This window comes from Formosa agariphila KMM 3901 (assembly GCF_000723205.1).
GTDB classification, from domain to species: domain Bacteria; phylum Bacteroidota; class Bacteroidia; order Flavobacteriales; family Flavobacteriaceae; genus Formosa; species Formosa agariphila.
Genome location: NZ_HG315671.1, coordinates 3,673,454 through 3,698,902, shown reverse-complemented (window position 1 = coordinate 3,698,902; position 25,449 = coordinate 3,673,454). Strand labels below are relative to the sequence as shown.

Annotated in this window: 17 protein-coding genes; 16 read left to right on the top strand and 1 reads right to left on the bottom strand. The window is 32.8% G+C overall.

Annotation, left to right across the window (positions count from 1 at the left end; translation table 11 throughout):
- The first annotated feature begins 289 nt into the window (after positions 1–289).
- From BN863_RS15545 to BN863_RS15525, 5 genes are all read left to right on the top strand, one after another.
- Positions 290–631 (top strand): single-stranded DNA-binding protein, encoded by a 342-nt coding sequence (locus BN863_RS15545; protein ID WP_038532129.1) that lies wholly within the window; start codon positions 290–292, stop codon positions 629–631.
- Positions 632–697: 66 nt separating this feature from the next.
- Complete coding sequence (locus tag BN863_RS15540; RefSeq protein WP_038532128.1) at positions 698–1,078, top strand: DUF6876 family protein; 381 nt, start codon at positions 698–700, stop codon at positions 1,076–1,078.
- Positions 1,079–1,493: 415 nt separating this feature from the next.
- Positions 1,494–1,886 (top strand): BfmA/BtgA family mobilization protein, encoded by a 393-nt coding sequence (locus BN863_RS15535; RefSeq protein ID WP_051774891.1) that lies wholly within the window; start codon positions 1,494–1,496, stop codon positions 1,884–1,886.
- 4 nt (positions 1,887–1,890) lie between these two features.
- The gene (gene mobB, locus BN863_RS15530) at positions 1,891–2,919 is read left to right on the top strand and encodes a MobB family relaxase (RefSeq protein WP_038533794.1); all 1,029 of its coding nucleotides are present in this window, start codon (positions 1,891–1,893) and stop codon (positions 2,917–2,919) included.
- A 1-nt stretch (position 2,920) separates the two neighbouring features.
- Entirely contained in the window at positions 2,921–4,510 is a 1,590-nt protein-coding gene (locus BN863_RS15525; RefSeq protein WP_038533792.1) for a type IV secretory system conjugative DNA transfer family protein, read from the top strand.
- A gap of 5 nt (positions 4,511–4,515) precedes the next feature.
- On the opposite strand, the gene BN863_RS15520 is transcribed toward BN863_RS15525, so the two are convergent.
- Complete coding sequence (locus BN863_RS15520; RefSeq protein ID WP_038532127.1) at positions 4,516–5,388, bottom strand: AraC family transcriptional regulator; 873 nt, start codon at positions 5,386–5,388, stop codon at positions 4,516–4,518.
- A gap of 378 nt (positions 5,389–5,766) precedes the next feature.
- Between BN863_RS15520 and BN863_RS15515 the strand changes: the two genes are divergently transcribed.
- From BN863_RS15515 to BN863_RS15465, 11 genes are all read left to right on the top strand, one after another.
- A complete protein-coding gene (locus BN863_RS15515) occupies positions 5,767–8,850 on the top strand; it encodes a SusC/RagA family TonB-linked outer membrane protein (RefSeq protein ID WP_038532124.1) in 3,084 nt (1,027 codons plus the stop codon).
- A 15-nt stretch (positions 8,851–8,865) separates the two neighbouring features.
- A complete protein-coding gene (locus tag BN863_RS15510) occupies positions 8,866–10,461 on the top strand; it encodes a RagB/SusD family nutrient uptake outer membrane protein (RefSeq protein WP_084817560.1) in 1,596 nt (531 codons plus the stop codon).
- 19 nt (positions 10,462–10,480) lie between these two features.
- On the top strand, positions 10,481–12,169 hold the full coding sequence (locus BN863_RS15505) for a hypothetical protein (RefSeq protein WP_148304631.1): 1,689 nt from the start codon (positions 10,481–10,483) through the stop codon (positions 12,167–12,169).
- Between the two features lie 103 nt (positions 12,170–12,272).
- On the top strand, positions 12,273–14,210 hold the full coding sequence (locus BN863_RS15500) for a glycosyl hydrolase (protein ID WP_038532120.1): 1,938 nt from the start codon (positions 12,273–12,275) through the stop codon (positions 14,208–14,210).
- Between the two features lie 4 nt (positions 14,211–14,214).
- Positions 14,215–15,315: a glycoside hydrolase family 26 protein gene (locus BN863_RS15495; RefSeq protein WP_051774976.1), complete on the top strand. Its 1,101-nt coding sequence runs from the start codon at positions 14,215–14,217 to the stop codon at positions 15,313–15,315.
- A 31-nt stretch (positions 15,316–15,346) separates the two neighbouring features.
- Positions 15,347–16,525, top strand: coding sequence for a glycoside hydrolase family 130 protein (locus BN863_RS15490; protein ID WP_038532117.1), 1,179 nt, complete (start codon positions 15,347–15,349; stop codon positions 16,523–16,525).
- A 52-nt stretch (positions 16,526–16,577) separates the two neighbouring features.
- Positions 16,578–17,789 (top strand): AGE family epimerase/isomerase, encoded by a 1,212-nt coding sequence (locus BN863_RS15485; RefSeq protein WP_051774889.1) that lies wholly within the window; start codon positions 16,578–16,580, stop codon positions 17,787–17,789.
- Positions 17,786–19,162: an MFS transporter gene (locus BN863_RS15480; RefSeq protein WP_038532115.1), complete on the top strand. Its 1,377-nt coding sequence runs from the start codon at positions 17,786–17,788 to the stop codon at positions 19,160–19,162. Before BN863_RS15485 ends, BN863_RS15480 begins: the two co-directional genes overlap by 4 nt.
- 4 nt (positions 19,163–19,166) lie before the next feature.
- Positions 19,167–21,029 carry a glycoside hydrolase 5 family protein gene (locus BN863_RS15475; RefSeq protein WP_148304630.1) on the top strand — a complete coding sequence of 621 codons (1,863 nt, stop codon included), beginning with the start codon at positions 19,167–19,169 and terminating at the stop codon, positions 21,027–21,029.
- Between the two features lie 47 nt (positions 21,030–21,076).
- On the top strand, positions 21,077–22,876 hold the full coding sequence (locus BN863_RS15470) for a sulfatase-like hydrolase/transferase (RefSeq protein WP_051774887.1): 1,800 nt from the start codon (positions 21,077–21,079) through the stop codon (positions 22,874–22,876).
- Positions 22,877–22,932: 56 nt separating this feature from the next.
- Positions 22,933–25,449, top strand: a complete 2,517-nt coding sequence (locus BN863_RS15465; protein ID WP_038532113.1) for a beta-mannosidase — start codon at positions 22,933–22,935, stop codon at positions 25,447–25,449.

Sequence of the window (25,449 nt, the reverse complement as noted above, 5' to 3'; positions counted from 1 at the left end):
TATCCTTCTTTTTTGACAGCAAAATAACAACATTTAGAATTGCATGACTGCATAACCAGGCTCGTTCCTCACCTTTTTATAAGCCATTGCAATTCTGAATATTGAATCGGTCTAAGCAACAAAAAAGGGAACAGTGACGGCACTATGGAAAGTAAATCTAAAATGAAACTTATGAAATCTTACACAATCAATAAAAAGACAGCAGTAGAACAGTTAAAAAAACAAAACCAGGAAAACGTTCTGGATATAATAAGTAAATCATTCATTATTAATCTTTAAATCTTTTATTATGAGCACAATTAAAAATCATGTACAGTTAATTGGAAACGTTGGACAAGAGCCAGTAATCACCAATCTTGAAAGCGGTAAGAAAGTAGCTCGTTTTTCATTAGCCACAAACGAGCATTACAAAAATGCTAATGGCGAGAAGCAAACCGAAACCACTTGGCACACCATTGTGACGTGGGGTAAATCTGCAGAAATTATTGAAAAGTATGCCGGGAAAGGAAAAGAACTTGGAATCTCAGGGAAATTGAAATCTAGAAGCTATGAAGCTGAAGATGGAACCACGCGTTATGTTACCGAAGTTGTTGCAGATGAAATTTTATTACTAGGAGTAAAACCAAATTAAATCTATTAAGCAGATGTTGCAACGGTGTGGCATCTGCTTTTTTATTCACTTTAAAAAGCAAAGATCATGACAACTCAAGCACATATTTTACAACATAAATTAGATCATTTTTGTGGATCTCAAACGGTATTTGAAATCCCAACATTCGGCACGCGATTTACAGAAGGTGTACAATTTTTGGCGACCGAAGCAAGGTGTTTCTGGCTAATTACGGATGCCTCAATTATTGCCCATAATTTAATGGCAAAAAGTTACTTTATTACCATCGATTTTAAACGCTTACCTATAGAAGAGCAGATTAAAAAAGGGTATGAGGCGAAAGTTACTTTTAGTGATGGCGATGAAAATGTTTTTGAAATCCAAACCTATCAATCGACAGATTTTCCGTTCGATACCTTTAAATTATTTTTTATAGATAATACGCTTATGTTAACTAGCGAATATTAATGTAATTGAAGCGTGTGAAATTATATATGTGATTAGCATATAAGAAGTATTTATAAAGACTTTTGATAATCAAGGGTCTTTTTTTTGTTTATGAATTTGGCAATGATTTCTGAAATTCGATAAGAATTCAATTAAAACTGCACGTCTAAAATCTTAAAAATTTCCGGCTATCCATTCAATTGAAATGTGAGTACTATCTTAAAATTGGTTGAAATTTTGTCCCGCTGTGGCGGGACGAAATGGTAGAGCAAGAGGGTAACCCGCTGCACGAGGTTACGGGAGCTAACAGTTGTTTTAAGGTGCTGTAAATCAGTAGTTTAAAATCACAAATATTTAAATGTAAGTGCTTGATTAACAGGTTTTTTACTAAAAAATAGTCTCAGCCCAATGAAACAGGATATTAAATTACTAAAAAATGGATAAAAGACTAAAGAAAGGAGGTTTTACAACCTTGAAAATTAAAGATGAAGTTGCTAAGCGATTTAGAAGGTTTAGTAAGAATATGACATTGTCCCAATCTATGACTTTGTTGTATATGATAGACTTTTTTGAAAATAACGGATTGTCTCCATTGGAGTCTATCAGTCCTAAAATTCAAACTTTAGAAGTCCTCTTTAAGAAACGAATGAATGGTATGATTGCCATTATGAAGGATATTGAAAAGCATCAAACCAAACCAACAGTAGCTATGTTACAAGCGCTTTTTGAACAAGCGGAAGCCAGTAAAAAACCAATATTAGAGCAAAAAGTTCGCTTTGAAGAAAAGATAAACAAAGTGAAAAATAATGAAGAAAACCATAAAACGTAAGGTCATGTATATCGCAATTAGCCCACAAAAAGTGTCAGGAACCTATTCCAAAAGTGTAGCCGACTTTGTGTCTTATTTAGAGAAAGAAAACGAAGGTCGGAGTGAAGGAGAGATGGAACATTTCTTTAATCAATATGGTGATGAAATATCAGCTGAAACGGTGATTGAAACTATTGATAAAAACACGGCTAAACTTAAATTAAATGAACCTAAATTTTATAGTATAACTGTAAGTCCAAGTGCACGAGAATTAAAACAATTACAGCACAGTAGTGAAGATCTAAAACGCTACACGAAATCCATAATGCATGATTATGTTTCTGCCTTTAACCGTGAGATTTTAGGTAAACCGATTTCTATAAATGATATTGTCTACTTCGCAAAAATAGAACATGAACGTACTTTTAAAGGCACTGATAAAGTGGTTCAGGAAAACCAGCCCTTTGCAACTAAAATACTAGAGCTTAAAACCGAGCTTCGAAAAATAGATCAAGGGTTGAAAACAGGAAATTCTAAAGAAATTGTAAACGATATTAATCGTTTAGAACAGGAAGCACCGCATAAGCAGGATGGTAAACGCATTGTTCAAGGGATGCAGAAGTCAGGAAATCAAAGTCACATTCATATTATTGTAAGTCGAAAGGATGCCTCTAATAGAGTGAGTCTATCTCCAGGAAGTAAATACAAGGCTTCGGATGTTGAGTTTAATGGTAAGCAAGTCAAACGCGGATTTAATCGTGACGCGTTTTTTACAAAAGCAGAAGAGCGATTTGATGCAACATTTGGGTATCAACGGAATTTTGCAGAATCCTATGCTTCAAAAAAGCTCTATGTAAAACATCCCGATCGTTACTTTAAAATTCTATTGGGTTTACCAACGAATGAGCGTTCAATAGCTTTTAAAATATTAGGACGGTCCGGAATTAAAATTCCTCATATTCCAACCAGTACAGCACAATTGGCATTTAGTGCTTTGCGAATATTTAAGCGTGGTGTGGGTGTCGCTATGAAATCAGGTTCAATTGGCATATAATATGGATGATTCAATAGTAACATATGGACTAATATTTCTTTTAGGCACTGGAACAATATTTGGTTGTTATAAGATTACTAATTATGCCTTTATGCTGAATCTCATTTGGATGAGTATTGGGCTATTATTCATTTGGGGAATGGAGATAAATAATCATCAATTTCTGAATATCTTAATCTATTTGGGGTGTCCGTTACTATTCTTGAATTGTATAGGAATAGTGTTTTTACAAAATGAAGATGATAATACGGGAGTCGATACAACCTATCAGGTACATTTTAAATTAGAGCGTGGGAAACTAAAACTCGATAATATAAAGCGGGGTGTATCTATTATTGGATCTGCAGGAAGTGGGAAAACGGAGAGTGTGGTTTATAATTTACTTGATCATTTTAGTACGCATCAATTTTCAGGTGTCATTCACGATTATAAACATTTTGAATTGACAGAAATGGCATATCCCATTTTTGAAAAACAAGGTGTAGATTTTAAAATTATTTCATTTGATACGATATATCATCGGGTGAATCCGATTGCACCACGTTATATGATAAATGAAGAAAGTGTAAATGAAGTGTCTCGTGTATTAATTGAAAATCTTTTAGAACAGAAGGAGTCCGGCAGTGTGGGAGCAAGTAAATTTTTTAATGATGCTGCAGAAGGATTAATTGGTGGATTGATATGGAAATTGAAAACAGCTTATCCAAAACAGTGTACTTTACCACATGTTATTGCGATTTATCAATATTTAGATACTGAGAGTTTAATTAAATTTCTGAGTAGTAATACCACATCACGAGCTATGGCTGATGCTTTTATCAGCGGAAAGGATTCTGAACGGCAAACAGCAGGAGTAAAAAGTACCTTGGCAAATGCACTAAAAAAGATTAGTACACAACGTATTTTTATGACACTATCTGAAGATGAAGTTCCACTAAATTTAAATACGCTGGAGAAACCAACTGTAGTTTCAGTTGTGAATAATCCCAAATATGAAACAGCATATGCGCCAGTTATAGCAACCGTTATTCATACCATCACAAAACAATTGAGTATCCGCCATGGAAATCCTTCATTTTTGATGATGGAAGAAGCTCCGACTATCCGATTATTAAATATGCATCGGATTCCTGCCACCTTGCGGAGTTATAATATTGCTACGGTTTATGTGATGCAGGATAAAATCCAGAATGATATTATGTATGGAGATAAAGCGAGTCGTGCGATTCTAAGTAATTTATCCTATCAATTTTTTGGAAAAGTAAATGATCCAGATACTGCTAAATACTATGAGCGCTTTTTTGAAATTGTAAAACAGGAAACTACAAGTATTAATCGAGGTCATAATTTAGATTTTGATACGAGAGTAACAACAGGAGAACGAGAAGTTGCAAAAGTACGAGCAGATGCTTTTTTCAGATTAAAGCAAGGCCAGTTTGTGGTGTTTGCCGATGGAACAGACCACAAGGTTCAGTTTACTTTGCTGAATATAGTTAGAGGTTTACCAAAACAAGTACAGGTATATTCTGATGAAGATTTGCAGGTGAATTTTGACCGAGTATATGATGAGGTTAGAAGTATGTTTAATTAAAAAATCTAGAATATATTTTTTATACCTTTAAAGTTAATTCTAAATTCAGATGGTGTACAATTCTGTTTTTTCTTAAATATTCTATTGAAATTAGATAAGTTATTAAATCCACAACTAAAGCAAATATCAGTTACACTATCGTTTGTTTCAATTAATTTTCTAGTGGCATAACCAAGACGTAATTCGTTTAAAAACTCTATAAAAGTTTTGCCTGTCCGTTGTTTTATCAATCTGCTAAAAGAGATAACAGTCATGTTAACTAGGGAAGCTGCATCCTCAACTTTAATTTTTGAATTATAATTTGCTTTTACATATTTATATACTTTTTCGATACGCTCACTATTGTGGAAGTCATATTGCTCTTCAAAAGAAATATTAGTTAGTAGTCTTTTGTTTTTAGCTATGGATAAAGCGTACAAAATAGATTGAAAGTTTAAAAAATTATCAAAGCCACTCTTCTTACTTAATGAGTTTAGCTTATCTTCTAATTTGATAGCGGTCTCTTTAGAAAATAGAATACCTTGATTTGAATTTCTGAAAAGTTCTTTAATAGGGGTGAGTATATTTTTGCTGAGTAATTTCGAATCAAAAATATCTCTAGGAAATTGAATTGTAATTTCATGTAAAGTCTGTGATTTGTCATTCTTAAAGTTCTCCCAGCCATGGTAAATATTAGGGCCAACCATAACTAGCTCGTATTCGTTAATTTCGCTAATGTGATCTCCAATTATTCTTTTTCCTCCAGTTGCATTTTTTATAAAATTGATTTCATATTCCGGATGGAAATGGATTGGAAAAGAGAATTCTTTTCGTTTTCTATCAAAAACCAAAAAACAATCATTTTCCTTCAAAGGTGTTATTTCTCGATGTATTTCCATGATTTAAAATGCCTAATTAAGCTTGAATCTTAGTGTTTAGTCGTAATAGTATGTGTGTTTATTTACCCTAAATATATGTAAAATTAACAGTTAAAAGTTGTTTTTACTATGTAACTAGTAATAGTTTTTGTGTAATATATTGGTATTGAGTTATTTAAAATTAAAAACATGTGGTTCTGATTTAATAAAAATATAAAGATGTGTTTAAGTATGATATAATAGTATTGTTAATTGATGTAAAACTATTTGTTAACACCTTGTTAAGGTCATAATTTTGAATCGTGGAATTAGTATATAATTATTATTTAGTCAAATTATTGTTAATTCCATAATAAATACGATTAAAACAAAACAAACTAACAAGCAAACATGTTTATTATGAAAAAAAACCTTCGATTTATTTTACTGTTTTTATTTCTAGTTTCTAACTGGATTGGATATTCTCAAACCAATACTGTTAAAGGAACCATAACAGATGAAAGTGGTATGCCTTTACCGGGAGTAACTATTTTGGTTAAAGGGACAGCTAATGGAACAATTACTGATTTTGATGGAAATTATACTTTGGAATATACTAGTCCTGATGATGTTTTTTCATTCTCATATGTAGGTTTCAAAACGGAAGAGGTTATAATAGGAACAAAAACCTCCTTAGATTTAACAATGGAGTCCGATATCGTTGGACTAAATGAAGTTGTGATTGTTGGGTATGGAGCCATGAAAAAAAGTGATTTAACAGGAGCTGTTTCTTCTGTAACAGGAGATGATTTATTAAAAGTGGCTTCGAGTAGACCTGTAGAAGCTCTGCAAGGTCGAGTGGCAGGTATGAATATTTCAAAATCTTCAGGACGGCCTGGTGCAGGAGTAAAAGTAAGAATTAGAGGAGTAGGTAGCACTAATAACTCAGATCCGTTATATGTAGTGGACGGGGTTCCTGTTGGTACTGATATTGAATTTTTAGCTCCAGAGGATATTCAAAGTATTGAAGTGTTAAAAGACGCATCCTCTACTGCAATCTACGGAAATAAAGGTGCAAATGGAGTTATTATTGTAACTACAAAGTCAGGTAAATCTTCTAGTAAACCTGTTTTTTCCTTTAATACTTATTATGGAGTTGCAGAAATTCCTAATAAGGTAGATTTATTAAATGCATCAGAACAAGGACGTCTTATCTTAGAAGCTGCTGCAAACGATGGACAATCTTTACCTTCAGATTTAGAGACACGAATTAATTATGTAGTTGCCAACAATTATAAAGGAACGGATTGGCAAAATCAAGTGTTTAGGGATGGTAGTCAGCAAAATTACAATCTGAGTGTTAGAGGAGGAGTAGCTTCAAACGAAGCTGATCGAGGGATTACTTATTCTTTGAGTGGAACTATTTTTGATGAAGAAGGAATTGTTGAAAATACAGGTTTTAAGAAATATATATTTAATTCTAAGAATGAGTATAAGATAAATAAACGTTTAAAAATTGGAGTTCAATTAGACTTGTTTAGAAATGAATATGGGAATTTTCCACAAGGAATTTATGGTGGACCAATTCCATTATCACTGACTAGTAGCCCGATAGATAGTCCTACAAATTCCGAAGGTGATTTTATTGCAATGCAAACAGCCTTTGGTAATAACCCAGCTTTAATAGTTGATCAATTAAAGTATGGTGAAAATACTACAAACTCATATGGTTTTAGATCTTGGCTAGAATATGATATAACAGATGACTTAAATTTTAAAACAAATTATAAAATTTCTAGAGGAGCTACCCATAACAAAAATTATAGTCCTGTATATTATTTAAGTGAAAATTTTAATAGAGGTCAAAGTGAATTATATGAGCAACGTGGAGATTTTTACAGTTGGACATGGATTAATTTTTTAACGTACACCTATACTTTTAATGATATACATAAGGTTATTGCAACCTTAGGACATGAATCTGCATATAATACAAGTTCTGGTTTTAGCGGTGTTGGGATTGACGTACCTGAAGATGAGAATTTACAATATTTAAATCTTGCTAAATCCTTTAATGAAAGATTAAATGCATATCAAAGTCAAACAGGAACAACTTCATATTTTGCCAGAGGATTTTATTCTTTTAAGAATAAGTATATGCTTACAGGTACCGTAAGATATGACGGTTCAAGTAAATTTTCAGGGGATAATAAGTGGGGGCTTTTTCCTTCTGTTGGTGCATCTTGGAAGGCTGATGAAGAAGCTTTTATTCAAGATTTAAATATGTTTTCTACTTTGAAATTTAGAGCTGGTTGGGGTCGAGTAGGAAATGAGTCTAGTGCGCAAGCAGGTTCGGATGTTGCTAATATTGGGAATTATTCAATGCAATATGTGTTTAATGATGAACAATATCAAGGGGGAACATCTACTAACATTCCAACTCCAGATTTAAGGTGGGAAATTGTAGAAACTCAAAATTATGGTGTCGATTTAGGATTTTTAGAGGGTGACATTAGTGTCACGGCAGATTACTTCATCCGAGATACAAAAGATATGATAACCAGAGTTGCATTACCTAGTTATTATCCTAAAGATAGACCAAATTCTAATATTGGAACAATGAACAATAGTGGGTTTGAGTTTTCCTTAAATTATGGTAAATCTATCGGACAGATTAATTTTAGTATAGGTGGTAATATTACGTTTATTGATAATGAAATCATAAAATTAAATGCTGATCAGGATGCTTTTATTGATGGTGGTTATATTGATAAATTAGGATATACTACAAGAACAGAGGCTGGTAGAGAAATAGCTTATTTCTATGGGTACCAAACAGACGGAATATTTAGAACGCAAGAAGAGGTAGATGAATATATTTCAATTCAACCAAATGCTCAGGTAGGAGACGTGAGATTTAAAGATAATAATGAAAATGGTGCTATTGATGCAGATGATAGAGCGTATTTAGGTTCTGGTCAAGCGGATTTTTCTTATGGCTTTAATTTTAGTGTTGATTATAAAGGATTCGATTTATCAGGAAATTTTTATGGTGTTCAAGGTGCGGAAATTGTCAATGGGATGAGTTTAAGATTACTTGATGTAAACGACTACTTTAATGCTTATGCAGACCGTGTCGATCGTTTTCATCCTGTAAATAATCCTACAGGAACTCAACCTAGAGTTACTTTGTCTGACGCAAATAATAATCTTCAATTTTCAGATAGATATGTAGAGGATGGTTCTTATTTAAGACTTAAAAATTTACAGATTGGTTATACAATACCTTCAGAGTTTACAAAAAAATCTGGAATAGATAAGCTTAGATTTTATGTGTCTGGACAGAACCTTTTAACGTTTACAGATTATAAAGGTTTCGATCCGGAAATTGGAGACCTCACTCAAGATGCAGCTAGTGATGTTCAGAGTTTAGGTATAGGTGTGGATTTGGGAAATTATCCGCAACCTAAATTATACTACTTCGGTATTAATCTTACATTTTAATTAAAAGAAACAATTATGAAAATATTTAAATTGATATCATTCACGATGATTATTCTGTTAGTTATCTCATGTGAAGATAATTTAACTGAACTAGATAACATAGGAACGCAAACAGCAGATGATTATTTTAATGATCCTGAAAATGCTCTGGCAGGTTTAAATTCTTGCTATGCGGCGCTTCAAGATGACGAATACTTTATTTATGGAGATATTCTTTCAGATGACGCTATTAAAGGAGGTAGTAGTCTTTTTGATTGGGCAGATCGCCAATATTTGAAAGATTTTAATGCAAATTCAGGTAATGCTGCTTCTGAAGGAATTTGGTCGCTAATGTATACTGGTATAGTGAGGTCAAACGAAGTGATTAATGCAATTCCTAACGCAACTTTTGATGAAGATCTAAAATCTCGAATTATCGGAGAGGCGAAGTTCTTACGTGCTTATTTCTACTTAAGGTTGGTTAGTTTATATGGTGGTGTGCCATTAATTACAGGAGATTTAAGTGTAGACGATCTTGCTGTGCCAAGAAGTACCGAGAAAGATGTGTTTGATTTAATTAAATCAGATTTAGATGAGTCTATTTCTGTTTTACCTGAAAAAAATGAATATGCATTATCAGATCTAGGAAGGGTTACCAAGGGTGCAGCTCAAATGTTGAAAGTTAGGGCTCTAATGCAAGAAACAGCATTTGCTAATAATGAGGTTCTGGCAAGTTCTACAGATTATAATGTGGATTTAAACGCAGTATGGAATGAAGTATTTAGTCTTACCTCTGAAATTATAAACTCTGGCCAATATGCTTTAGCAAATAATTTTGCTACAATTTTTGAAGAAGAAGGAGAAAATAATGTAGAATCTGTTTTCGAAGTACAGCATAAGCAAACTAATAATGAATGGGGAGAAAGTGTTGGAAATACAACTATTGTCCAAATGGGGAATAGAGATGATTGGGGATGGTGTTTTAATCTACCTACAGATGCTTTGTATAATACCTATTTAACTACAGATCCACGGTTATTTAATACTATTTATGGTCAAGAGTTTGGTATTCTTTATGGCATACCTCAAACGTGGGACAAACAATTATGGACCTTAGAGGACGACAGTACTAAAGATTTTGTTTCTAGTTGTAGATTAAATAGAAAATATGCTTTAGCTAAAGAAGATAGAGCAAGTAATCATAATAACCAAGACGTTAATAAAAGATTGATGCGTTATGCAGAAGTATTATTAGCTCATGCGGAAGCTGCATATTATGTAGGACAAGAGGGGGTAGCTCGTAATACAATTAATCTTATTCGTTCTCGTGCTGAAAATTCAACGATGCCGTTAGGTTCTAAAGAAGGTCAAACTAATAATTATTCTTATGATGCGCTTTCGGGAGCTAAGGTACCAGCTATTACAAGTACAGGTGAAGATTTATTGTTAGATATATGGAAAGAGAGAAGGATGGAATTAGCAATGGAAGGAATTAGATATTTTGATATAATTCGTACCGGAAGATTAGAATTACTACCAAATGAGTCTAATTATAGGTCTCATGATGGGTTACTACCTATCCCAGTAGGAGATGTAAATGCATTTGAAATAGCTCAAAATAAAGGGTATTAATAATCTTAAAAAAAATAAAATGAATAAAAATATAAAATATTTAGTCTTGACTGTCACAATGATGTTGATGGTGATTGCTTGTGAAACTGACGATTCTGTATATGATGTAGATTGGCCAGTGCCAGAAATATTTGAAGTTAGTTCTTTTAATGAAGTGCTTTCAAATACAATAAAACTTACTGGAGAATTTGAAAAAGTAGATAATGTTTATTTCGGGGATGTCGTTGGGGATAATTTAAAAGTTTCAGATGATGAGAAATCTTTACAGGTAGATGTACCAAGAACCATGAATGTAGACGGAGCTCCAATTGTAGTTTCGAATAAATACGGGCAACAAAGTGAGACAGCTGCTAATTTTGTACCTATTATTCCTTCAACGGAAGTTAAGGAGGTAAGTGATATTCAGGTTGGTTTGAATTTTAAAGTTATAGGAATAAATGTCGATTTGTTAACAGAGGTAACAGTTAATGGAGAAGTGGTAGATGAAATTTCTAAAACTACAGAGGAATCTGTTTTTTCAGTTGCAGATTTAGATTTAAAAGCAGGTATGTTAGTAGATGTAGCCTTTAAAAGTTTGGCAAATGATGAAATTCCAGTGGCGAAAAAAGTAGAGGTAATCTATCCATTTATTTCTTATGATGAAGTGGTGGTTTGGGACTTTAAAGACGGAACTCATCAATATGTAGGAGAGGGAGATGCAAGCGTAAAAACTGGAGATTTCAATGGAACAGATATTAATTATTTTTCTTTAAGAGCACCTGGCTATGGTTGGGATAAAGAATCTGGAAATATGACCTCTGAAGAAGTTCCTGATGTGAGTGGTTTAATTAATCCATTTTTAACATTTGCGGTAAGAACACCTGCGGGAAGTGCAGGATATTTTCAACTTGAAGATCAAGCAGGAAACTGGAGACATTTTGGATATGGATTTGATACCGGTGGTCAATGGGTTATAGTGTCTCAGCCTTTAGAAGATAATTGGGAAGGAGGAGAGTTTAATTCAGGGGCTTTTAAACCTAAGTTAACTTTTAAATCAGGAAATGCAGGCGCAAATCAAGATCTGGATATTGCATTTTTCAAAATTACAGAAGGGCAGTACGATGGAAGTCAGGAAATTGGTGATGCTTTAGTGGGGTCAACTAAACCTTCAAAAATTACCGTTATGGGATTTGAAGATTCAGGAGCATGGCCGGATATATATAATAACGGAAATTTGGTAGCCTCTTTAGATTTAAGAACTAATGAAATTGATCCATTTTTTGGGAATCAATTCTATACCTATACCGATGATGGAAGTTTAGGTAATTGGGGTGGATATTGGGGACAATCAATTTCTAAAGAAATGAAGTCCTCTCAGCTTTCTGTATTTAACGATCCATATGTGTCACTAGCGCTTAATAGTATTCCTGATGAAACCCAATATATAATTGTAAGAATGTTTCAATACGATGAACAGCTAGTACTTATTCAAAAATTCTTTCCTAATACTAATGGAAAATGGGAGACGTTTCAATTTAGCTTATTTAATTCAGATATGGAAAACTGGAGTGACTCTACAACAGAGTTAGGGCAGCATTATGCTTCGTTAAAAAGGTTTAATAAAGACGCACCACTTGATCGTATAGAAGTTATTGTGAACAGAAATGATGGTAATGAAATTGGGGTTAGCATAGATGATATGGTAATTACTGAAGGACCAAGATATTAGATTTGTTTTTTTATTATTAGTTTTTTTTTTGGTTAGGAAATCGGGTTCCTGTGGTTAAGGTGCCCGGTTTACCTATTCAATTCAATTTTTAAAAATGTATTAAATGAAGCAATTTATAAAGTTAGTATTAATTTCTGTATTTATTATTTCATGTTCAGAAGATAGTGATACACTGTTAAGTAGTGATGCAGAACTCTTATCCTTTTCTATTTCAGAATTAAATGTCAATTTTGATATTCTATCGAATAATAATGTTGTTGCAACTGTAGAAGAAGGTGTGGATTTAAAGGATCTTACAGCTGTATTTAAAGTCTCTGATAAAGCAAATGTTTATGTAGAAAATAATCTACAAACTTCTGGATATTCAAAAAATGATTTTTCCAATCCTGTTGTATATGTTGTGGAAGCTGAGGATGGAACAAAGCAAAATTACTCGGTAATAATTAATGTGAAAGCAAGTGTTACTTCTTTCAAAATAAAAGAATTACCAGATACTGATTTTGATATTAATGGTACCTCAATAGCAGCGAATGTAAACGCAAATACAATATTAAATAATTTAACAGCAGAATTCACTTTAAGTGATGGTGCAGAATTATTTATCGGTGATAAGCTACAAGTATCAGGTGAAACAAAAAATGACTTTTCAAAAATTGTTAATTATACACTAAAACAAAATAATGAAATAGTTAAAGAGTATACAGTTATAATTACACAAGCTGAAAATAGTTTGCCTGTAGCAAATGCAGGAGAAGATAAAATAGCAATTATAACTGAAGAACAATCTAAGGTATGGGTAGAACTTGATGGTTCCGCATCCTCAGATGAAGATGGTGAAATAGTTGAATATAAGTGGCTAAAAGCAGATGTAGTTGTTGGGAATGAGAAGGAAATTAGGTTAGAGCTCCCTTTAGGAATTCATGAAATAGAATTAATTGTTACCGACGATGTTGGAGCTACGGCATCAACTACTATAACCGTAGAAGTTAGAAAGCAAGGAGAGTATATACCAATTGATGCTGGAGCGACATATGAAACTAAAAATTTGTTTCAAAAAATTGGGCAATTATCTAATAGTAGCCAATTTGCTTTTGGGCAAGAGTTTCCAATGTCTTTTAAATTAGATGGATTAAGAACAGATTTAAGTACATCTGACTGTAAAGATGTGACAGGAGATCATCCCGGTGTTTTTGGTATTGATCCCCATTACATGTTGTATAAATCAAATGAAGAAAAACAACTTCATATTCAAGAAGCTAAATACGCTTATAACAATGGAGCAATAGTCACATTTGATTTTCATCAGCAGAGTAGAAATGATAATAAAATTTATTTTGACGAGATGAGCACAGATCAAGATAAATCTCTAGTGTATGATATTGTTAATGATATCGATGGTTCTCGAGATTGGTTTTATAATGAGTTAGATGATGTAGTGAATATCATTAATTCAGATTTAGGTTTTCCTGTTGTATTCAGGTTATATCATGAAATGGATGGTGACTGGTTTTGGTGGGGAACCAAAACAAAAAATCATAGTTCTCAACTGTATATTCAGTTTTATCAGTTAGCAGTAAACTATATCAAGTCAAAAACCGATTTAGTTCTATTTGGTTGGACTCCAAATCAAAAAATAGATGAGAGTTATTATCCGGGTGATAATTATGTAGATGTCGTTGGTGTAGATGTGTATGACCCTACAAAATCAACATTAAAATCTAATCTTATTGAGCTTAGTTCCTTTGCCTTAAATCATGGTAAAGTGGCTGTTCTTTCTGAAACAGGTAGACAGGGATATATAAATTCAAATCCTACCTTTTGGACTTCAAATATATTAGCAGCTATAGAAGAAGGAGCAAGTGATATTAGAATAGCGTGGGCCTTAGCATGGTTTAATGCGCCTTGGGAAACCTCTCAAAATAATTTATTTATTCCTAATGCAAGTAGCCCTAATAATGTGAAAGATGATTTTAATAAATTTTATGAAAGTGAGAGAACCTTATTTATGGATGAGATAAAAACTTTTGATATTTATAATTAGAGAAATGAGAATAATTAGTAATCATAATTTAATCACATTCGTGATAATGGGGGCTGTTTTGCTTGGTTGTGCTGGAAACAAATCTGTTGTTTCATATAAGACTAAAAAGGCTCCAAAACTTCTAAAGAAGTTAAAAAAGGACAATCATAAGGGAGTTATGCTTGGTCACGAGGATGCTTTGGCTTATGGTATAGGTTGGAAACATACTAAAATTGATTCTTTACAGTCTGATGTGAAAAAGGCTACTAATAAGTTTCCGGTAGTAATGGGGTGGGACTTAGGAGGAATAGGCGATGCTGCAAATTTAGATGGTGTTTCTTTTAACGATATGAAATTGTTAGCAATTCAATCTCATGAAAAGGGTGCAATAAATACATTTAATTGGCATCCATTTATTTACAGTGACACCATTTCGTCTTGGGATACAAGTACAAAAATTGTAGAGACAATTTTACCTGGTGGAAATAAGCATCAAGCTTTAATTTTAAAATTAGACCAAATTGCCACGTTTATTAGTTCTTTAAAAACGAAATCGAACAAATCAATTCCAGTCATATTTAGACCATGGCATGAGATGAATGGTACATGGTTTTGGTGGGGAAAGGATTACTGTACGCCAGAAGAATATAAAGCCTTATTCAAATTCACGGTAGACTATTTGAAAAGAGATAAAGGTTTAGATAATTTAATTATAGCTTATTCTCCAGATAGACAATTTTATACAGAAAAACAGTATTTAGAATGGTATCCTGGTGATGCTTATGTTGATATTTTGGGAGTGGATAATTATTACGATTTTACCGAAAATGGTGATGGTTTACAAGCTGTAATTAACAAACTGAATATTGTTGTAGGGTTAGCAGATGAAAGAGGAAAATTGGCAGCTTTTACAGAAACAGGTTCAGATAAATTACTAGATAGTGCGTGGTTCACTGATAAGTTAAGTAAGGTCTTAATAGAATCTGAATTGTATAAAAAAATTTCTTATGTGCTTCTTTGGAGAAATAGAGATGAAGAACATTTTTATGTTCCATATAAAGGGCATCCAGCATTCCAAGACTTTATAGAATTTACTAAAAATGAAAATATTTTACTTTTAAAATAAAGAGTCAATCATAAAAAAAAATACATTGAAAATGAATTATTTAGAACGTGTTGAAAAAATTAAATCGGATCATGAAAAATTAATTAAAACTCCAAATAAAGAGCTTTTTAGTTCTAATGGTGTTTATAGTAGATACGAGAACCCTATTTTAACAAGAAATCATGTGCCTTTAAATTGGCGTTATGATTTTAATCAATTAACGAATCCCTACTTTTTAGAGCGTATAGGCGTAAATGCTGTATTTAATGCCGGAGCAATAAAATTAAATAATAAATATTTATTAGTAGCTAGAGTAGAAGGTGATGATAGAAAATCATTTTTTGCCGTAGCTGAGAGTCCAAATGGAACTGATAATTTTAAATTTTGGGAAAGACCAATCCATTTGCCGCAGAATGAGGAGTTCGATACAAATGTTTACGATATGAGATTAACGCAACATGATGATGGCTGGATTTATGGTGTGTTCTGTTCTGAAAAAAAAGATAAAAATGCACCAACAGGAGATACTTCAACAGCAGTCGCTTCTGCAGGAATAGCTAGAACAAAGGATTTGATTACGTGGGAAAGATTACCTGATTTAATATCACACACAGGACAACAAAGAAATGTCGTATTGTTTCCTCACTTTATAGATAATAAATATGCATTCTTTACAAGACCACAAGATGGGTTTATAGATACCGGTAAAGGTGGAGGTATAGGTTTCGGATTGTCTGAAAGTATTTTAAATGCTGAAGTAAAGGAGGAAAAGATAGTAGATGCCAAGACCTATCATACTATTTATGAAGTTAAAAATGGGTTAGGTCCAGCTCCAATAAAGACAAGTAAGGGATGGTTGAATATGGCTCATGGTGTAAGGAATACAGCTGCAGGATTACGCTATACATTGTATTTGTTTATGACGCATTTAGATCGACCATGGGAGGTAATACATAAACCACAAGGTCATTTAATGGCTCCAATGAAAGAGGAACGAGTGGGAGATGTTTCAAATGTCTTGTTTAGTAATGGTTGGATTGCTGATGATAATGGAGATGTATTTATATACTATGCTTCTTCTGATACTAGAATGCATGTTGCGAAATCTAATATAGATATACTAGTAGATTATTGTATAAATACACCTTCTGATAAATTATATTCTCATCTTTCTGTAGAAACAATAAATGAGAATATTATTAAGAATGAAAGCCATCGGATAGACTTGTAAATGAATTACCAAATAATTAATAGAAGATAGCTTAAGCGTTAAAAAAATAAAAATGACTTTAGAGGAAATTAGCCAATTTAAATTAGAATTATCATCAGAATTAGATGCCTTATTGTCATATTGGGCCACTACAGTTAGAGATGTTGAATATAAAGGTTTTTTTGGCGAAATAAACAGTTCTGGAACAATTGATAAAAAGGCTACACGAGGTGTTGTTTTAAATACCCGAATTTTATGGGCTTTTGCAGCAGGCTATAACCGTACCCAAAAAGAAGAATATAAGCAGATTGCAGAAGAACAATTTATCTACATTATTGAAAACTTTTGGGATTCTGAAAATGAAGGTGTAATATGGGAAATTGATTGTGATGGGAATCCAGTGAATACCAGGAAACAAGCTTATGCTCAAGGATTTGCAATATATGGGTTTTCTGAATTTTATAGAGCGACAGGGAATGAATTGAGTCTAGACTTGTCCATAAAATTATATAATATTTTACAAGACAAATTTTGGGATAAAGAACATTTAGGATACATCGAGGCATTGCAAAAAGATTGGAGTATAATCCAAGATATGCGCTTAAGTGATAAAGACTTAAATGTACCCAAATCAATGAATACACATTTACATATTTTGGAACCTTATACTAATCTGTATAGGGTCTGGTCAGATGGCAGTTTGAAAAATAGTATTCAAGACTTAATTTCTATTTTTCAAAATATTATCGTCGATAAAGATACAGGACATTTTAATTTGTTTTTTGGTCAAAACTGGAAATCAAAATCAAAGACAATTTCTTATGGACATGATATTGAAGGGGCTTGGTTACTACATGAAGCAGCAATAGAAATTAATGAACCAAAGGTGATTGAAAGTATTAAAAAAACATCTCTAAGATTGGTTGATATAACCTGTAATGAGGGAATGGGGCAAGATGGTTCAATATTTAATGAATCGGAAGAAGGTATTATTGATAAAGACAAACATTGGTGGGTTCAGGCAGAGGGGCTTGTAGGTTTAATTGATGCTTATGAGATTTCAGGCGATGCGACATATTTTTATAAGGCAGTAAAGTTGTGGGCATACATAAAAACATATATACGAGATATAAAAGAAGGGGAGTGGTATTGGAGAGTTGATATAGAAAATAAACCCATCTTATCGGAGTACAAAATAGGCTTTTGGAAATGCCCATATCATAATAGTAGAGCTTTAATTGAGCTCTTAAATAGATTAGATAAAATAGAAGAAGTGAGGTTATGAAAGATAAAATTGGAATAAAGGAGAAAGTTGGTTACGGGTTTGGGGATTTTGCGTCATCTATGTTCTGGAAGTTGTTTTCTATGTATCTCATGATATATTACACAGATATTGTTGGTCTTACCCCAGCAGCTGTCGGAACTATGTTTTTACTTACAAGGTTGTGGGATGGATTAAATGATCCAATTATGGGAATAATAGCAGATCGGACACAAACATCTAAAGGGAAATTTAGACCTTATTTGTTATGGGTAGCAATACCTTTTGGTCTAATAGGTGTGCTAACATTTTCAACGCCTGATTTAGATGCATCAGGAAAATTAATTTATGCCTATATAACATATTCATTAATGATGATGGTGTATACCGCTGTAAATGTACCGTATTCCTCTTTAATGGGAGTTATGACTTCTGATACAAAAGAGAGAACTACTTTAGCTTCTTTTCGATTTATAGGTGCGTATTCAGGTGGAATATTTATGACGGCTTCTGTACCTTATTTACTGGATTATTTTAGAGATACTGGGGCAAATGACGCGCAAAGTTATCAGTATACAGTTGCTATTTATGCAGTTCTTGCGGCCTTCTTTTTTATTATGACGTATAAATGGACTAAAGAACGCGTTAAACCCTTAAAGTCTAAACAATCTATTAAAAAGGATTTAAAAGATTTAGCTAAAAATGGTCAATGGTTTATAATGCTTGGTGCCGGAATAGCGGTACTTATATTTAATTCTTTGAGAGATGGTAGTATTATGTACTACTTTAAATATTTCGTTCATGATCAGACCTTACCTGTTTTTGGTGAAGTAAAATGGGATAAACTAGCTGGAGCTTATATGACTGTATGGTTAGTAACAAATCTATTAGGTGTCTTAATCGCAAAACCGGCTTCCGCCAAATTTGGAAAGAAAAATACGTTTATAGGAGCTATGATTGTAGCATCTATTTTTAGTTTTCTTTTTTATTGGGTTGATCCCAATAGTATAGCGTTAATTTTTATCCTAAATATAATTATAGGGTTGTCTGCGGGTATTGTATTACCACTTATTTGGTCTATGTATGCGGATATAGCCGATTATTCTGAATGGAAAACTGGTCGCCGTGCAACGGGATTAGTTTTCTCATCATCTTCAATGTCTCAAAAGATGGGATGGACCTTAGGAGGTGCAATTACCGGTTGGTTGCTCTATGCCTACGGTTTTGAAGCAAATGCAGATCAAACCACCGAATCTTTAAAAGGAATTAAAATGTTAATTAGTATTTATCCTGCAATTGGCGCCTTAGTTTCTGCACTAATACTTATGATTTATAAGTTGAGTGATTCTTATATGAGTAAAATTTCTAAAGAACTAGAATTAAAAAGATACAACTAATATTATGAAAAAAATATTTTTTTATGTGTTCACCCTAATATTTTGTTTTGGGTGTGGGACACCACGTCATACAGTTAAGACATCAACGAACTTAAAAGACAATACGTTTCAAAATTTTATAACCACTAATGGTGCTTATCTTATGGATGGGAATAAAGAATTTAGGTTTATCTCAATGAATATCCCTAATCTAAATTATATAGAAGACGAATTAGACTTCGAAACCCAAAACCCATATAGATATCCAACGGAATTCGAAATAAGAGATGCTTTTAAAACAATAAAGCAAATGGGAGGAAAAGTAGTTCGCATGTATACCCTTCCTGTTTTTAGAAAAGATGAACCAAATAATCCAACCTTTATTACAGGACCTGGAGAATTTGTAGAAGAGGCCTTCGTTATAAATGATTTAATGTTGAAAATTGCTAATGAAGAAGGTGTGCGTGTTGTATTTTCTTTGCTTAATAATTGGAAATGGATGGGGGGAGCTCCTCAGTACGCAGATTTTAGACGGAAAACTTTTGAAGATTTTTGGGTAGACGAACAATTAATTTCCGACTATAAAAAAACGATAGAATATACGTTAAATAGAAAAAATACTTTAACAGGAATACGTTACAAAGACGATAAATCTATTTTATGCTGGGAAACGGGAAACGAATTAAATTCTCCTTATTCTTGGGTTAAAGAAATAGCGGCATACCTAAAACAATTAGATAATAACCATCTTGTTATGGACGGTTATTATGCTATGGATAATTTTAGATATGTACATCAAGAATCAGTTGAAGATCCTAATGTAGATATTTTATCGTCTCATCATTATGAACAAGATCCATATTCTCAAATCGAAAATATTGAAAGTAATTTGTCTATTATTAAAGGTCGTAAACCCTATATACTTGGTGAATTGGGGTTCGAAAGTACATCTGCTCATCGTCATGTTTATGATTATATAATTGCAAATAAAGAAATTGCAGGAACCTTTAATTGGAGTATTAGATCGCATCGAGAAGAAGGTGGTTTCTATTGGCATTCAGAACCTGTTGGTCATAATTTGTATAAAGCCTACCATTGGCCAGGATTTGATTCGGGAAATGATTATGATGAAAAGGGGTTGTTGCAATTAATGCGAGAAAAAGCCTATGAGATAAGTGGCTTAGACGTTCCTGAACTGCCGATTCCACAAGCACCTACTTTATTACCTATTAATTATGTTTACGAGATTTCTTGGCAAGGTTCGGTTGGAGCATCTGGTTATAATATAGAAAGATCAGAATCTAAGAATGGCCTATGGGAAACCATTGCTCATAATGTTTCCGATGCAGCTGTACAATATGTGCCAATTTTTAATGATACTTCAGTCGAAATAGGACAGTCATATTACTATAGAGTAGAGGCTTTAAATACATCAGGGATTTCTTCAAAATCAAACGTAATTGGTCCAATTAAAGTCGGTGAAAAAGCAATTATTGATGAAATGGGGAATTTAATGACAGTATTTGGGTATAAGGATGTTACTGTTAATAAAGGTTTAGATAGAAAATTTAAAGAAGATACCGAACGCATTCTAGGTGAATTAGGTGCCGAATTATCCTATGTTGTTCCAGGTAATATTGATGGAATTAAAGTTTACGCTTATGAACAAAACGATTTAGATGGTTTGGAGTTTTTTGTGTCTAAAGATGGGGAAACATTTACTTCTATGCCAATTGATGCGATAAAACAATCAAAAGGAGGTGGTGACTATGATTACTGGAATCCTGTATTGTACAAGAGTGATGATTTAACTCCAGGTTATAATTATTTAAAAATAAAATTTAAAAATAAAACTCAAATAGGAAGAGTATTGATTAGTTATAATTAAAGCAATTAACGAGATCTTGAAGTTTTAACTAAATACCCTTAGAAATTATGTTTAATGCAAAAGTGGCAATATTATTATCATCATTTATCATTTTTATGGTAGGCTGTAAACAGGATATTGTGAAGGAAATTAAATCAACAGAAGTGCAACCTAATGTGATTATAATTTTAACAGACGATCAAGCTTATGGCGATTTATCCTTTACGGGAAACCCTTATGTTAACACGCCTGTAATTGATAAACTAGCGGCTACTGGGGCTATTGCAGATCAATTTTATGTGAGTCCAGTTTGTGCACCAACACGGGCTAGTTTGTTAACAGGAAGGTATCATCAACGGACAGGTGTGTCCGGTGTAACTAGGGGTAGAGAAAATATGAACTTAGATGAAGTGACTTTTGGAGATGTGTTTCAGTCATTAGGTTACAGAACAGGTATTTTTGGTAAATGGCATAATGGTGCACACTTCCCGTATCATCCTTTAGGACGAGGATTCGATACATTTGTTGGATTTACCTCTGGCCACTGGACCAACTATTATAATACAACAATTGAAAAAAATGGGAAAGATTTTAAAACAAGTGGATATTTAACGGATGTTTTAACAGACGAAGCTATTTCTTTTATAAAGGAGAGCAATACAGAAAAAAAACCTTTCTTATGTTATATCCCTTATCAGACGCCACACACACCATTACAAGTGCCCGATAGTTATTTTAATAAATTTAATAGAATAGGCTTGGGTGCTTTTAATTCTGCTATTTATGGAATGGCAGAAAATATAGATGATAATATTGGAAGGTTGGTAACTGTCCTAGAAGATTTAAATATTAAGGATAATACAATTATTGTTTATATGTCAGACAATGGCCCTTTGAATTTTCGATATAATGCAGGTTTAAAAGGTAAAAAAGGGTCTGTAAATGAAGGGGGAGTGAAAGTGCCATTTCTAATTAATTGGAAGAACAAAATCGAAGCTCACAAACAAATTTCTATACCTCTAGCACATATAGATGTTTTGCCAACGATATTAGATTTAATAAACAAAAATTATGATTTTGAAAAACAAATTGATGGTATTAGTTTCAAATCTCAAATAGAATCGAAAAATGAAATCCAATTGCCATCTCGTAAATTGTATCAGGAATGGAATGGGAATAAACGAGTAAGATCAGGTGACTATTTATTAGTTAATGAAGAACTTTTTAATGTTAAGTTAGATAGTTCTCAGAGCCAAGATGTTAGAAGTGATAGAAAAGGGGTCTTTGATTCTCTAAGTTTTGCATTTTCCACTTGGGAAAATACGTTACCCAAAGAAACAAAACAGAAATATATACCTGTAGGTTTTTGTGAATTTCCACAAACGTATTTGCCGGCACATGAAGCCAATTTATATCCGCCATTTGAATTTAGAAAAGATCGAAAAAAAACAGGAATTGCCTATCATAGTTTATACGGTTGGGCTCATGATTGGATTGATTATTGGACGAGTACAGCAGCATATCCATCTTGGGAAATTGATGTTCAGGAGTCCGGAAATTATAAAATATATTTAGAATATGCACTAGCTTTAAAAGACGAAGGGGTAAGGTTAAGATTGAGGATAGATTCTACAACCGTTGCAATAAATAACTTAAAAGCGTTTGAGCACACCGAATTGAAAAATTATGATCGTGTAAAACGTGATCAAGAAGCTCCTGAGACAAATTGGAAAACGCATTTTGTAGCTGAGATAAACCTTTTACAGGGACAACAGGAATTAAGAATTGAAACGGAGACTATTACAGGAGAGAAATCAATTGAGCTTAAGGGAATTAAAATAATAAAAGTGGGATGTTTAGATTATTAATCTTACTTATCATGTCGGGGCTTTAATTTGGATGCCATTCAAAAGATACTAATAATATGAAAGAGGTTGTAATTCAAAAACAATGGACATATAAGTCCGCTGATGGTTTGTATTCAGGAATAGCAGTCGTTCCAGGAACTATTCATACTGATTTATTAGCAAATGGTTTCATTGAAGATCCATTTTATAGAGTGAATGAAAAACAACAACAATGGATTGATAAAAAAGACTGGGAATACACTACGGTTTTTAATATTTCTAAAGAAGAAATAGAAAAAGACAATATTATTTTAGACTTTAAAGGATTGGATACTTATGCAGACGTCTATGTAAATGATAGCCTAGTATTAGAAGCTAATAATATGTTTAGGGAATGGGAGGTTAATATTAAAAAGTTGGCAATATTAGGAGATAATAAGTTAAAAGTGTTATTGCATTCGCCAATTAAAAAAGGGTTAGAGTTATTAGAAAAAGCACCTTATGCATATCCAGCAATTAATGATCAATCAGAAAATGGGGAAATGGGAGATAAAAAAGTTTCTGTTTTCACGCGTAAAGCAGGGTATCATTACGGTTGGGATTGGGGACCACGTTTAGTAACTTCAGGAATTTGGAGACCCGTTATTTTAAAAGCTTGGAACGAAATTAGAATTACAGATGTATTTGTTAAACAACCAAATATTACCAAAGAAGAGGCTAAATTAATATTTGATGTTTCTGTAGATGTTGATGAGCAGTTTTCAGGAACTATCAATATTATAAATTCCGAAACACAATCAATTTATAAATCAATAAAAGTTGATTTAAAATCAGAAAACGAAAAAATAGCAGTACCATTTTCAATTCAGAAACCAAAATTATGGTGGTCTAAAGGATTAGGGCTTCCTAATATGTATAATTTTACAGTTCAACTTTTAGGTAATAATGATAACGAAGTTTCAAGAAAAGAGATTTCAACTGGATTAAAAAGCATAAAATTAATTAGAGAAAAAGACGAAGTTGGTGAATCTTTTCTGTTTGAAGTAAATGGAATTCGCACGTTTATAAAAGGTGCAAACTACATTCCTAATGATAATTTTGTGACTAGGGTTACAGAGTCAGATTATAAAAAAGTGATAAAAGATGCTGTAGATGCCAATATGAATATGTTACGTGTTTGGGGTGGAGGTATTTATGAATCCGATACATTTTATAAACTTTGCGATGAAAACGGATTATTGGTATGGCAAGATTTTATGTTCGCTTGTTCAATGTATCCTGGTGATACCACATTTTTAGAGAATGTAAAACAAGAAGCTATAGACAATGTAGTTCGTTTAAGAAATCATCCAAGTATTGCACTTTGGTGTGGGAATAATGAAATGAATGCAGCTTGGAGCCATTATTCTGATGGTGGTTGGGGTTGGAAAGAAACCTATGAAGAAAAACAAAGAGAAGAAATTCATAATACCTATTTAGAAATTTTTCATAAGATTTTACCAGAAGTAATTGAAAAATATACAGATGGAGATGATTATTGGCCATCATCACCACAAGCAGGTTTTGAACCCGAAAAGCACGCAGGTTACGAAAATACTTCGGGCGATATGCATTATTGGGGCGTTTGGCACGGAAAACATCCTTTTGAAGATTTCGAAAAATACAAAACACGTTTTATGAGTGAATACGGTTTTCAATCGTTCCCAGATTTTGAAACTGTAAAAAAGTACGCCATTCCAGAAGACTTTGATATAGAATCTGATGTTATGGCATCGCATCAAAGAAGTGGAATAGGAAATTTAACCATAAAAGAATATATGGGATGGGATTATAAAGTGCCATCAAAATTTGAAGATTTCTTGTATATGAGTCAAGTTTTACAGGCCCGTGGTGTAAAAATGGCTATAGAAGCGCACCGTGGAGCAATGCCTTATTGTATGGGAACCATGTATTGGCAATTGAACGATTGTTGGCCAGTAGCAAGTTGGAGTAGTACAGATTATTACCATAAATGGAAAGCCCTACATTATACCGTAAAAAAAGTATACGAATCAATTATATTAATTGTAAAGCAAGAAGGAAAATCGATTGTAATTAAAGGAGTTTCTGATGAGTTACAAGATGTAAAAGGTAATTTAAGGATTACATCGGTAGACTTTAATGGAAATGAGATCTTTACTACTTCTAAAAAGGTAACTGTATTAAAAAATGCAAGTACCATTATTAATGAAATTAATAAAAATGAAATTTTAGGAAAAGCAAACTCTAATCAGGTTGTTTTAAAAGTGGAATTATTAAATGATGAAGAAATAGTAACTAATAATTTATACTACTTCTCTAAACCCAAAGATTTTCAATTACTAAAACCATCCATAAAAACTGAAATAATTATTAAAAAGGGAAAAGTATTTTTAAAGGTTTCTTCAGATAAATTGGTGAAAGATTTGTATATCAATTTTAAGAATCAAAAGGTGTTTTTGTCTGATAATTATTTTGATTTGTTACCTAATGAGACCACGCTACTAGAACTAACAACCGATGAAAAATTAGATGTAGATTCACTTGAGCTAAAACATCTACAAAACTTAAAATAG